Source organism: Shewanella spartinae (assembly GCF_019457555.1).
In the GTDB taxonomy this organism is placed as follows: Bacteria; Pseudomonadota; Gammaproteobacteria; order Enterobacterales; family Shewanellaceae; genus Shewanella; species Shewanella loihica.
On the sequence record NZ_CP080418.1, the window covers coordinates 730,898 to 743,818 of the forward strand.

A 12,921-nucleotide genomic window follows, 5' to 3' on the forward strand; every position below is an offset into this window, starting at 1 on the left:
GTAGGCATATCCAAAAAAATGCGACAATTTTCAATGTTTTCATAGTACGGCTTTATCTTTTTGTTGGCTGAGTTGCTCTAGCATCTCTTTGTGAAGCGGGTAGGTTTGGGTACTGGTCTTGATGCCACTGCCACCGGTGATCACCTCTACGGCAAGCTCGTGGTTTTCCTCTTCGCGATTAAACAGCTGGCCTTCATGCATAGAGATAAACTCCAGCGCGCTAGACTCCTTCTGGTTTCTCAGCAGGGTGACGAAATCGCCTTTCTGTTTTGCCAGTGAGACGCGCGCCGCGTCGTTGACCGATAGCGCCAGAGTCACTGTGTTATAGGCGTTGGGGTTGTCGTAAAGGGTGTCGACCAACTCGGGATTGACATCTATGCTGCGTCTGCCTGTGGCCAGCACAGTGACATCTTCCAGTAGTAGCTGAAGTCGTTTTCGCTCGCCATCGCGTCCCTCTTCTTTGAAGGAGAGCAGCAGGTCGATATGATCCGAGGGCACCAGCATGCCGGCACTCGAGTTAATCTCATCAATATCTATGGTGACGGCACGTTGGCCCTCTTTAAGAATGTCGGAGAACTGCGCCACGCGCATGCCGGGCAGATAGGTCTCGATCAGCGGGCGGCCCGGTGCCATGGGTTGTAGCAACATCTGACCTGAGACCTCGCCGAAGCGGCTGGGGTGTATGGCGTCCAGGGGCAGGGTATCGGCGCGGATCTGACGCACAGACATGTTGGCCTGGGAGATGATGTCGCCCTTTTTCAGAGGCTGGGTGGCGACGATGACGTCGGCCATCGCAATGTTGTCCTTGGTTAACTCATCTCTGAGTTCCTGCTCTTTGGTTATGAAGTAGTTCTTGGTCGCCCAGGCCGAAATACCACCTAAGATCAAGGCAATAACTAGCAGCACCCAATTGAAGTCAATTGATTTTAATTTCATCGTTAAACCTGAAGTTAGTTGGGGAGTATCGAGAGCGATTTCGTATAGGCAAACGCCGTATACCACTCGGTGAGGGCATCGGCGCAGAGGTCTAGCACATTGTCATCATTGCTGACGGGGGTGAGCAGGGCGGCGACTAAGGCGCCGCATACCACCAGGTATTCGACGCTGGCCTGGCCCCGACAGCGGGTGTTGCTTAACTGCATGGGTTCATCATCCTTGTTTCACTTGATTGGCAACTATGTAAACTTGCGAATTTCGGGTGTCGAAACTGATATCGACGCTATTGGTTCCCTGGCTCATCTGAAGGGCAGCCTTGCCCGATTGGGTATCGAGTATGGCGGTCTCTTCTACCCAGCCCCGCTGCTGATAGTGACGGCGGTAATAGTGATAGTTGCTGGAAAGGCTGCGAGTGCTGCTGAGCACGATAGTGCGCCCCTGCTTGTAGAGGTCGGTTGAGGCGATATCAGATAGCACGGTCGCGCCGCTGGGCTGAGGAAAAGTGTTGCGTCTAACCTTAGCCAGTTCATTTTCTTCCATGTTCTTAGTGATGCCGACAAAGGCGGTGACGCCATCAAATTGCTGGCTGATGCGGGCGGTCAGCAGATAAGGGGGTTGCAGGCTGTTGATCACCAGATCGCCGTTAAAGGGGCGGGAGTCGAAGCGTTCGCTCTCCTTCTGCCAGGCCTTAGTAAAGAAGGCCGCCAGCTGGGCCTGGGTCTGAGTGTCTTTGACCACCCAGGTCTTCATGGGGTAGCCGTTGTAGCGCATCTCATCGGCGACTATCTCTACCTTGGCGGTGTCGGGAAAATTTACTTCAGGCCAGTCGCTTGCCTGTGTAAGGCCGGTGAATAGGACGAGAATAAGAGGGAAAAGCGATTTCATGGGGTCAGCCTCCACAGTTCTTGGTGCCATAGGTACATAGGCGGTTGGCGGGCAGCACATCGGGCTCGACGAAACCTAGCTTCAGCGAGTTGGACTTGATCTCCTTGCCGAAGGGGATAATGCCGATGAGGTTCTGGGCGGTGCGGATCACGCCAACGTCCATATAGTTGGTCAGCACCAAGCGTCTTACCCGGCTCTTCACATGGTAGGGGCCGGCGGCGTTCCAGCCTGAGGCGAGCAGGGCGCTTTGACCCTCGACACTCAGGTTTAGTTGGTCGAATGGACTCATTTCGAGGTTTTCCAGATCTGTCTTGACCTGGGTGCGATAGAACTGATCTCTGGGCAGTTTAAAGCCGGTAAAAGAGAGCATGCCGACGGCTCGCTCGACACTTGCGCCATAGGTCCCAGGTGTTCCAGAACCTTGCTGGCTACCGCTAATTCTGGCCAGTTCCTGTTCATCCTTGGCCGACTCCTGCAGGTTCTTTAGCAGAAGGCTATTTGTGCCGTCGCGCTTGAGGGGATACTTGAGGAGCGGGTGGACATTGTTGTCCCAGCTCCATTGATCCTTTTGACGAGTCGCTATCTTGCGGCCATCTTGCTGATAGATGCGCCAGGGCAGGTATTGCATCTGCTCTTCATCTGAGCGAATGGCCACATAGAGGCCGCTGCGGCTTGGCATTCTGTCGGGGCGACCCTCTTTCCAAACGGTGCGCTCCCAGGCGTTATAGTGCGCGGCCTGATCTGCCCTGTGCTGGGCGCTAGAGACCTTAGCCAGTAAGGGGAAGATGATCAGCAGGGGGACAATCACAAAGCTTAGCCCTACGACACTCTCGACCAACGCCTGGCCCTTTTGTCTGTTGGCCATTAGAGCATCCTCGTTAAGGCCAGCACTGTGCTGCGCTCGCCGTTGGTGGAGTCGGTCAGACGGGTCTGCCAGAAAGGGTTATAGAGGTTGCCATATTCGTGGCGGCCATCTCGTCTAGCCCAGGAAGAGGTGATTTGCATCAGATCTCTTGGGCGTGAGTAGTAGGCCTGAGCTGTCGCCAAGGCCGTCATGCGATTGCCGAGCATCTCTTCGTCTTTTGCCGGGTTAAGGCCATCGCCAACCAGTTGCACACTGCTTGAGGTGCCGACATTGTTGCGTTTCTTAGAGACCACAATGGCGATGTTATCCGTCTGACTCTTCTTGTTGGCGCTGCTTGAAAGACCGAAGAAGGGGCGGACACCATTGTAATCGCCGCGAGTTTCCTGGGCGTAACCCGCGTATTGGGATGCAGTACGGTTGATGCGGCGACTGCTGCCCCAGGTTTGGCGATCACCTTCGCGGGGAATATCGGCGCGATCATCCGAGCTGGTCGAGCCCCAGCCGAGCGGGATCTCTCTGTATCCGCGCCAACGGCAACCGGACCAACTACAACGAAACTTGGAGAGGTGGAAGCTGATGGTATCCATAGAAGTCCAGGATTCAGCCTGCCTATCGTCGTAGGCTATCAGATCGCTACCACCGGTTTTCTGGGTCTTCCAACGTATAGGGAAGACGGTCATCGACCAGATCCCCCCAAGTTTATAGGTTCTGTTTTTACTGAAGGGATCGCGTGACGCCAGAGTCACACCGATGAAATCTCTAAACTGGGTCTCTTTGCTATTGGGGTTGCGGCTATGGCGCTTCTGGAACGATATCCAGGTATCTTTCACATCGACAAACAGTAGTGGATTTTGCGCCAGATCCAGCCTGGCATCGCTATCATTGGCCTTGACCACCTTGCCGGCGGATTCGATGCTGGAGGCCATGCCAGCGTAGTGGATAACCTGTTGTGAGCTGCTCAAGGTCCAGAGAATGGCGTCTTCGGCGTAGATCAAGCCTTCAAATACGGGTTGCGCCACCTGGTTGATGGTGCCGACCGCCTTCTCGATACCAGCAAGTACCTGGCCAAGATAAGGTACCCAGCAGAGGGTTGTGCAGGCATTTTGTGCGAATTGGTCTGTCATGTTGAACCAGGAGGAGAGCCCGACCATCTGGGCGATGGCGACTTGATTCGCGACAGATGCACGGTTGGTATAGGCCTTGAAATTGAAATCTCGGGCGGCAAAGGTCGCGACGCTGTAGGCCGTGTTGTCGGCAGTATTCTGCAGCTTGGTTGCGTTGAGATTGACCTTGGTTGTATTAAAACTGTAGAGCACAGACATGAGTGCGAGCGACATCAGCATTAAAGACAATGCCATGGCCTGCCCTCGCTGTTTGGAGCGCATGGTATTTGGTTTCATAGGAGTCTCTTGGCTAGTCGAAAAGGCTGGGGTTAATCTACGCCGCTACCTGAGCCACTACCTGAGCCGGTACCACCACTGGCACTATTCGCCCCTTGGTCATAGTTACCTAGGTTGTAATCCTGGTTGGCAACACCGTTTGCTGCGGTGGCTGCGCCTTGTGCTTGACCTATTTGACCGTTAGCACTCTGCCCTGAGACCTCGGCGGAAAGGCCGGCAACCTGGTTACGCACCGTCTTGCCGAAGAAGCTGTAGACGCCAATTGCCGAAACGGCGATTAAGGCGACTATGATGATATATTCGGTCATGCCCTGACCTTGTATGTGTATCTTTTTCACCATAAGTTCCTTTTATGATTTATGGAAAGGCAAGTGCCTTGGCACTTGCCTTAGTCTTGACCCCAAAACAGTCTTGACCCCAAAACAGGTTTAACGCTTATAGGGTTAGTTGGTACCACCAGCGCTGCTGTTTGCAGCTTGGTCGTATGTACCTAGGTTGTAATCCTGGTTGGCAACACCATTTGCTGCGGTGGCAGCTCCTTGTGCTTGACCAATTTGACCGTCGGCGCTTTGACCTGACATTTCGGCAGACAGACCGGCAACCTGGTTACGGATCGTCTTACCGAAGAAGCTGTATACCCCGATGGCAGACACGGCAATCAGTGCGACAATGATGATATATTCGGTCATACCTTGACCACGTTGCTTTTTCTTTAACATCTCTTTTCTCCTTGAGAATATATAATTAAGACTCGGTTATTTTATCGTCATACCTTAGTGTCTCAATTATCCCTAGGAATAATATTGCCTCGCTGAACCTACCCGTTGTTATTATTTTCCTGCCTATAACTGATTATATTTAACCAGGAGTTGTCCTCGGCTCTTACAATCGGTTTTTTTGTAAATGTTTTGTAAATGCATCTTGATGGTATTTATTGAAACGTTCATTTTATTTGCGGCTTCTGAGTTGCTCAGGCCTTTACAGATAAAAGAGAGCACCTCTTTCTCTTTCTTGGTGATCCCTTGAAACAGTGCATGTTGCTCTGAGGCTTTAGCCGGTTTTTGCTGTGTCTGAATATAGTGCGACAGGGCGCTCAGGCTAAAAAACAGGTTGCCCTCGAGCACATTGTCGAGCATCTGCATGATGGCGTGTGCCGGGCTGCACGCCTTGGTTGCACCACTAAACCCATGTTTTATTAGGGTTAACTCATCATCCATCGAGAGGTTTTCGCAGATGGCGATATGTTTGCCTGCCGACAGAAGCTCAGGATCTATCTGACCGAGTTCGCCGTGAACGTCTTTGAGGAAATGAAACAGAATCTTGGGGGCTTTCTGTGGATTGTGCCAGGCCGCTAGCGGCGTAATACTGGCATTAACCTTTAAATTGAGTAGCCCAGAAATATTCTTTAACAGCTGAATATTTTTCGGCGACCGGCTTAGGGTAAATAATTCACCATTATACATTTCACGTCCTTATGAGATTTATAATGTACTACTTTGTTACTAATAGGGTTTGTTTATTTTTTCGAGCGTAAGACTTTATTATGACTAAATTATTAAACGCTCGTTTATTTGTTCATATTCTATATAAGAAGGATTTAATATCAAGAGGCGATAACTTATGACTTATATCCTTTCGGGCAGGCATCAGGCCCCCTGCACTCGTGATCAGGCATAGCTTGTCCTGTGTCTTTGGATCAGACGACAGCTGATGGGGGATGAAGTTGTGGGGAGAAGATGTTGGTAGAAGATGAGCAGCACAGAGGCGACGGCTTGTCGCCTCATTTTAGCGCCCTCTCTTTAGCACCTGATTATTGAAATGAGATTAGTCTACCCAGGTGACCTTGAGCTGCCACTCGGGTAACTTCTCTTCGAGATCCGGCCTGATACGTGCTAGATCGCCGCGGATGACAATTACGGGCTCTTGGCCAAAGTGCGCTTGTGCCAAGGCTTGCAGCACCTCTGGGGTTAACGTTTGCCAGCGTTTGAGTCGCGCTGTCATAGCGTCGCTGCCTGCTTGGCGTGCAATGGCCTGGCTGTAATCTTCGATGCGATGGCCAGGATCGTCTTGGCGCAGGGCGATCAGGCTAAACTGCGAGGTCTTCAGCGCGGCGAGCTCGGCCTCTGAAGGCGGGGCTTCTGCCGCCAGTGCCAGGTGATCTAAGATGCCACGAATAAAGGCGCCAGTATGCTGATGTTGGGTGGCGCCGTAGTATTTGAGGATTCGCGCCATAGGATTGTTGAAGCAGCGGCCATAGATGCCATAGGTTAGACCCCTCTGCTCCCTGAGATCGAAGTAGAGGCGCCCGGAGAAGCTACGTCCGAGCCAGCGACTGAGGGCTTCGCAGGCAAACGCCGAATCCTCTTGGTCATCTAATCCCATAGGCAGGTGATAGCCGATCCGCACCTGAGTCTGTACCGTGCCCGGCGCATCGATGACAAATAGCTGCTTGCCATAGGGGCTAAAGGTATCGACAAAGCGCTCTCTCTGCCTCTGCTGAGCACGCAGTTGGCTCAGGCTCGCGGTAAGTTGCTCCCTTAAGCTGTCTTCCACCTGAGGGACGCCCTCCAATAACAGATGCCATTGGCTCTTTGCCTTGGTTTGTTCGAGTAGGGCCAGCAGCTGAGGCTTGTCCAGGCTTTGCTGAAGCTCCCTGTTATTCAGGGCCTTATTGTAGGGATGAGCGCTGCCAAGAATCTTGTCGGCCCAGACCTCTTCTATCTCGCTGCCATTAAAGGCTCTGATATGTTTATCCAGGGCCAGCTGGCGTTTGAGTCTAGACAGTTCCAGCTCGCCGTAGGCGTCTGACGACCAGCTCTGGGCCAAGACATCGACCGCCTGCGCCAGTGCCGATGCCGGGCATTTGAGGCTGAGCCTGAGACCATGGATGCTGGGGTGTATGGTCAGTCCTTCTATGCAGGGCAGGTCGTGCTGGTTGGCCAGCTTGACGCTAAGCTGCTGCAGCGCCGTATGCATAATATCGAGATTCTCATAGGGGGCGTCTGGGCTCACAGCCAGCAGGTGTATGCCCACCAACTGGGAGGGCGTGCCGGGGAGTAGATGCAGGCTGAGCTCGTCTGACAACGAGATAACCTCAGGCGGCGCCAAAGGCGTAAACTCTTTTTTCGCCAGTGTCGGCGCATTGGTCGGCGCGGTAAAACTCGGCACCTTTGGCGCTTCAACCTGGGTGAAGCTTAAGCGGGTCTGCTGACAGCCACCACTCCAGAGGCAGCCAATGAGGATGAGGAGTAAACTTATGGGTCTCATAGCACCTTCTCCTCCAGTGAATCGGACAGGCCGTCGGGCAGCCACTCTAATATCGTCTTGCCCCAACGAATATACCAGGGGGGCAGCAGGTCGAGGCGAACATACCCTGGGCTCAGATAGTGCTGGGTGACCCGTTTGATATCCTCTTGAGTTACCGCCGCAATTCGCTCCCAGGGGGCGGTGAGGGGATGCTCTCTATCTCTAAGTTGGCTGGCGCTGAGCAGATTGGCCAGGCTGACATCATTGTCAAGCTTGCTCAGCTGGGTGAGTAGCCAACGGCGTTTGAGTTGATCGAGTTCGAGCGGCGTTATTCCCTTGCTTGCCAGAGTATCCACCATGCCAGTGATGCGCTGGCTGAGAGCGTCGAGGGAGATCTTGGCTCTGGGCACCAGGATCAGGTTCATCACGCCAAGATGCTCCATGGAGAGGGGGACAGAGTAATGCAGCAGGGTGTCGGGCGCCTTGAGGTTCATCTGCTCCAGCATGCTGGTGCGGTTTTGCAGCAGATAGTCTTCGACCAATGTGATGGCGGCGGCATCTGGATGCAGGGCGCCAACCGTGTGCCAGGCCAACATCAGCCCGGGCCAGGGGCCGCGGCTATCGACTATCTCGCCTCGCACCGGCTGGCGCTCGACGGCTAGCGGTGAGAAGTGTGCCAGGGGACGCTTGGGTTTCTGCCAACTGCCGAAGTACTTATCTACCCAAGATAGAGCTTGCGGCGGCAAGTCGCCGACGATGGCCAGTTGCATGGCATCGGGGCGGTAGAAGTCATGGTGAAACCGATTCAGGCTGGCGGGCGTGGCCGCCGACACATCGTCAACTGAGCCGATCACCGCATGGCCATAGGGGCTGCCCTTTACCTGATTGAGCAGAAAGGTCATGGCCGGGCGGATATAGGGCTGGTTGTCTATGGTGGTGGCCATCTCCTCGAGCACCGTCTGCTGCTGATTACGCACCGTTTCGTCGCTGAGCAGGGGACGGATGAAGCGGTCCGATTCGAGCCAGAGCGCCAGCTCTAACGCCTGACTGGGGAGGTTGACATAGTAGTTGGTGGCATCGAAGAAGGTGCTGGCGTTGAAATAGCCGCTGTTGGCGCTCATGGTCTGGCCATAGCTGTCGCCCGGGGCATTTTCGCTGCCCTTGAACAGCATATGCTCGAACAGGTGGGCGTAGCCCGACTCCCCCTCGAGCTCGTTGCGCGAGCCTACCGCAAACTGGCTGGAGAGGGCGACGCTTTGCTTGTTGGGCAGCGGCAGTAGATAGAGGCTCATGCCGTTATCCAGTTCGTGCCGGCTCAGTTGCTGCTCCAGCTGATAGAGGGGCGCGGCCAGCGTCTCCAGGCTGGGCTCGCTGGCCATGGCGCTCATGCTCACGCCTATGAGGCTGAGTAGGCAGGCGAGCAGGGAATAGCGTGTCGGGCTTGGCATCTTATTGTATTTTCTGAAATTGACTTACTTTAACCCTATCCGTTTTGCCAGGCGGTGTAAATTACCCGAATCGACCTCGAGATCCCTGGCGGTGGCGGCCCAGTTATTATCGTGCTGGCTCAGGGTTTGGCGTATGTAGTCGGCCTGAAAGGCTTCGGTCGCCTGCTTGAGGCTGCCGCTAAATTGCGGCGCCAGGGTTTTGCCGCTGCTTTGAACGGTGCGCGGTGCCTGGTTGGCGAACTCGAAATGCTCGGGGTTGATGACGCCGTTACTGCCGGATGACTGGGCCCTCGCGAGAATGGCCGCTCGGTAGATGCTGTGCTCCAGTTCCCTGACGTTGCCGGGCCATTGGTAGCACTCCAGCATGGCAAGACTGGTCGGGCTGAGCCTCAGGGTCTGTAGCCCAAGTTGCTGACGGCAGCGTTCGACGAAGAAGCCGCTCAGCAGGGTGATGTCCTGCTCACGCTCTCTCAGTGGCGGCGCGATCAGCGGGAAGACGCTGAGTCTGTGATAGAGGTCGGCGCGAAAGCGTCCTGCCAGCACCTCGTTCTTCAGATTCTTGTTGGTGGCGGCGATGATTCTCACATCCACCTTGAGGCTGCGATCGTCGCCGACTCTTTGCAGATCGCCATATTGCAGCACCCTCAGCAGTTTAGCCTGTAGGGTCAGCGGCAACTCGCCTATCTCATCGAGAAACAGCGAGCCCTTGTCGGCCATCTCGAACTTGCCGCTGCGATTGCTGACGGCGCCAGTAAAGGCCCCTTTGACATGACCGAACAGCTCGCTCTCGGCCACAGATTCGGGCAGGGCGGCGCAGTTGAGGTAGACCAGCGGCTGGCCGGCGCGCATGGAGCCCTGATGGATCTCATGGGCGATCAACTCCTTACCTGTGCCCGTCTCGCCCATGATGAGTACGTTGAGATCCGTCGGCGCCACCACGGCGATCTCCTGCTTGAGGTTGTTCATCACCTGTGACTGGCCGATGATCTCCTTGGTGCCTTCCTTACTCTGGCTGGTGCTGTCGCCCTTGTCCCATTGGGCCTGCAGCGCCTGCTTCTCTAGCTTGTCGATCAGTAGGGCGTTGTTGAGCGACGCCGAGGCGATGGCGCTGATCCCCCGTAGCTGCTCGTTGGTGAAAGACTTAAACTGATCCGGATCGAAGCCATCAATGGTGACGGCGCCTATCAGGCTGCCATCGGCCAGCAGTGGCAGGCCGATACAGGCGTGTACCGTGAGGTTATCCCCCTGGTTGGGGATTAGGCCGTCGTAGGGATCGGGCAGATCGCTGTCGGCGGGAAAGCGCACCACATCACCGGCGCGGGCGATGGCCTCCAGTCTTGGGTGTTCATGGAGCACGAAGCGGCGGCCAAGTACATCTGGGCTCAGGCCGTTGATGGCCAATGGGGTAAACTGCTGACCCTTAAACTCCAGCAGCGCGGCGGCGTCGCACTGCATGCTTTCCCTGATGGTGTCGAGCAGGCGTGAGAACCTGTCATGATTGGACAATCCCGAGGTGATATCTAACGCCATCCGCGTTAATTGGGTTTGACTTAATGCCATGGGGTCTCCGAAATATCGCGCCAGTGCCAAGGGACATCCTTCTTCATCGGCAGGCTGCGGCTGTACTAGGAATTAGTATATGTCAATTTAACAGTAATGTTTATTGTCATTTTTACACTTGTTGTGAGAGTAAAAAGGGGTCGATATGACCCCTTTGTAGAGTGATGTCAGGCGTTATGCGTTGGCCGACAGCGGCGCATCGGCAATGGCCTGAGTGCCTTTGGCGCCAATGGCTTTTCTGATGATGTCGAACAGGAAGGCGCCGAGGAACAGGCCGCCTGCACCGAAGATGACGTCACCAGGGACACGCATCCATACCAAGGTTTCAACCAGTGGGCTGTGGATCACCTCTGGTGAGCGGGCGAACCAGTAGCCATTTTCGATGACGGCGAAGAACTGGGTCAGGCCCACAGGCAGCAGTGACATGAAGACCATGGCCGCCAGACCGATATTCAGGCTCCAGAAGGCACCCTTAAGCAGCTTGTCGCTCCACTGGATCTGGCCTGTGAGACCGCGCAGACAGAAGAGCATCAGGCCCACACCCAGCATGCCGTACACACCCATGAAGGCGGCGTGGCCGTGGGTCGCGGTGGTGTTTAGACCCTGGATGAAGTAGAGCGAGATAGGTGGGTTGATCAGGAAGCCCAGCACGCCGGCACCCACTAAGTTCCAGAAGGCGGTAGCCACGAAGAACATGATGGCCCACTTGTAGCGGATCATCCAAGGGCTGGCGTTACGCATACGGTAACTCTCGATGGCTTCGAAGCCGATGAGGGCTAGCGGAACCACTTCCAGTGCTGAGAAAATGGCGCCCCAGGCGATCACACCCGTTGGTGTACCTGTGAAGTAGAGGTGGTGCAGGGTACCGATAAGACCACCGGTGAGGAAGATAACCGTGGCGAATAGTACGGCGCCGTTGGCGCTGCGGGCACGGATGAGTCCCAGACGCACCAACATCAGGGCGATCACCGAGGTCGCAAAGGTCTCGAAGAAGCCTTCAACCCATAGGTGAACGACCCACCAGCGCCAGTATTCGGCGATGGCCAGGTTGGTGTGTTTGCCCATGAATAGGCCTGCACCGTAGAACAGGCCGATGGCGACACACGAGGCGTACAGTACCCAGATCACAGGGCGCATCTCGCCTTGAATCTTAAGGGCTGGGCGCATGGCGGCGGTGACCAGGGTTAGCCAGATCAACAGGCCAGCCAGTAGCAGTACCTGCCAGACACGGCCGAGGTCGATATATTCATAGCCTTGGTGGCCGAAGAGGAAGTTGGTATCCAGGTCGAAGTACTGCTGTACGCCGATCCATTCACCGGCCATAGAGCCCAGTACCACAACAACCAATGCTACCCAGAGGACGTTGACGCCCAGGCGTTGGAACTTAGGCTCATATCCAGATAGCGCAGGCGCTATGTAGAGGCCTGTGCCGAGCCAGGCGGTGGCGATCCAGAATACCGCTAGCTGGGTATGCCAGGTACGGGTAACCGAGTAGGGCAGTATCTCTGCCAGTGGGATGCCGTAGAAGTTTTGCCCTTCTACCGCGTAGTGCGCCGTCACGCCTCCTAAGAGGATCTGCAGCAGGAAGAGGCCGACCGCGGTGACGAAATACTTACCCACGGCCTTCTGTGAGGCGGTAGGCTTCTTAAGGAACAGAGGATCTTGCTCGGCTGGCTTAGGCAGCTCTTCATGCTTGCCAGAGGCGTGGTGCCACACTAGGGCGCCGATACCAGCGATCAGGGTGACGATACTCAGGATAGACCAGACGATGTTGTCTGAGGTTGGGGTGTTACCCAGCTGCGGATCGAAAGGCCAGTTGTTGGTGTAGGTATACTCTTGTCCTTTACGCTCTGTGATGGCGGCCCAGGCGCCCCAGAAGAGGAAGGCGTTGAGCTGTTGGCGACGCTCAAGGTCAGGCACTGTGCCTTCCTTCATCGCATACTGTTCGCGCAGAGTAGAGAGCTCAGGATCGTCGCCAAACAGAGACAGATAGTGGTCTGATACCTGGCCGATGGCCTGAATACGGGTTTCAGACAGGCTGATGCGTATCTCGCCATTGGCCGAGGTAGTCAGGGTGTTGCGACGTAGGTCGTCACGCAGCGACTGCTCAAGACCGGCCTGTTTGATAGAGTCCAGCTCGTTGAAGCTTCTGCCATACTGCGCCTTGGCGGTGATATCTAACCAGGCCTGCGCCTCACGGTGCAGCCAGTCGGCGGTCCAGTCTGGGGCGACGTAAGAGCCGTGACCCCAGATAGAGCCTAGCTGGTGTCCGCCCATAGAGCGCCAAACCAGTTGACCACGCTCTATATCGTTTTGGGTGAACAGAGGTTGACCCTGCACATCGGTAAAGGCGGTGGGGATTGGGGGTTTTTCGCGATAAATCTGACTGCCTATGCTCAGCAGTACAGAGAAGGAAGCGATAAGTACTATCAAGAGTGCTATCGCCGTTAGCCGTTGTTTATTCATAGAGCCTCTCAGCGCAATATATTGTAGGTGTGGAGTACCCTGCTATAGCAGCTAACGTGCCATACTTGTAAGTTATTGATTATTTGCAAATAAGCCTATATTAGTGTCTTATTAA

General features: G+C 55.0%; 12 protein-coding genes. All 12 read right to left on the bottom strand.

What is annotated here, in order from left to right:
* Nucleotides 1–39 precede the first annotated feature (39 nt).
* Nucleotides 40–936 carry a Flp pilus assembly protein CpaB gene (gene cpaB, locus K0I31_RS03290; RefSeq protein ID WP_220079886.1) on the bottom strand — a complete coding sequence of 299 codons (897 nt, stop codon included), beginning with the start codon at nt 934–936 and terminating at the stop codon, nt 40–42.
* A gap of 14 nt (nt 937–950) precedes the next feature.
* On the bottom strand, nt 951–1,142 hold the full coding sequence (locus tag K0I31_RS03295) for a hypothetical protein (RefSeq protein WP_011864453.1): 192 nt from the start codon (nt 1,140–1,142) through the stop codon (nt 951–953).
* A 7-nt stretch (nt 1,143–1,149) separates the two neighbouring features.
* Nucleotides 1,150–1,821, bottom strand: coding sequence for a hypothetical protein (locus tag K0I31_RS03300; protein WP_220079887.1), 672 nt, complete (start codon nt 1,819–1,821; stop codon nt 1,150–1,152).
* Between the two features lie 4 nt (nt 1,822–1,825).
* Entirely contained in the window at nt 1,826–2,686 is an 861-nt protein-coding gene (locus tag K0I31_RS03305) for a hypothetical protein (protein ID WP_220079888.1), read from the bottom strand.
* Nucleotides 2,686–4,086 carry a hypothetical protein gene (locus K0I31_RS03310; protein WP_223294758.1) on the bottom strand — a complete coding sequence of 467 codons (1,401 nt, stop codon included), beginning with the start codon at nt 4,084–4,086 and terminating at the stop codon, nt 2,686–2,688. Before K0I31_RS03310 ends, K0I31_RS03305 begins: the two co-directional genes overlap by 1 nt.
* A 32-nt stretch (nt 4,087–4,118) precedes the next feature.
* Nucleotides 4,119–4,427 (bottom strand): Flp family type IVb pilin, encoded by a 309-nt coding sequence (locus tag K0I31_RS03315; protein WP_220044236.1) that lies wholly within the window; start codon nt 4,425–4,427, stop codon nt 4,119–4,121.
* Between the two features lie 102 nt (nt 4,428–4,529).
* Entirely contained in the window at nt 4,530–4,805 is a 276-nt protein-coding gene (locus tag K0I31_RS03320) for a Flp family type IVb pilin (protein ID WP_011864458.1), read from the bottom strand.
* 123 nt (nt 4,806–4,928) lie between these two features.
* Nucleotides 4,929–5,549, bottom strand: coding sequence for a helix-turn-helix transcriptional regulator (locus K0I31_RS03325; RefSeq protein ID WP_011864459.1), 621 nt, complete (start codon nt 5,547–5,549; stop codon nt 4,929–4,931).
* Between the two features lie 361 nt (nt 5,550–5,910).
* Nucleotides 5,911–7,353 (bottom strand): M16 family metallopeptidase, encoded by a 1,443-nt coding sequence (locus K0I31_RS03330; RefSeq protein ID WP_220079889.1) that lies wholly within the window; start codon nt 7,351–7,353, stop codon nt 5,911–5,913.
* Complete coding sequence (locus K0I31_RS03335; RefSeq protein ID WP_220079890.1) at nt 7,350–8,780, bottom strand: M16 family metallopeptidase; 1,431 nt, start codon at nt 8,778–8,780, stop codon at nt 7,350–7,352. Before K0I31_RS03335 ends, K0I31_RS03330 begins: the two co-directional genes overlap by 4 nt.
* Nucleotides 8,781–8,804: 24 nt before the next feature.
* Nucleotides 8,805–10,340, bottom strand: a complete 1,536-nt coding sequence (gene norR, locus K0I31_RS03340; protein ID WP_220079891.1) for a nitric oxide reductase transcriptional regulator NorR — start codon at nt 10,338–10,340, stop codon at nt 8,805–8,807.
* A 174-nt stretch (nt 10,341–10,514) separates the two neighbouring features.
* The gene (locus tag K0I31_RS03345) at nt 10,515–12,806 is read right to left on the bottom strand and encodes a nitric-oxide reductase large subunit (protein ID WP_220079892.1); all 2,292 of its coding nucleotides are present in this window, start codon (nt 12,804–12,806) and stop codon (nt 10,515–10,517) included.
* Between the last annotated feature and the right edge of the window lie 115 nt (nt 12,807–12,921).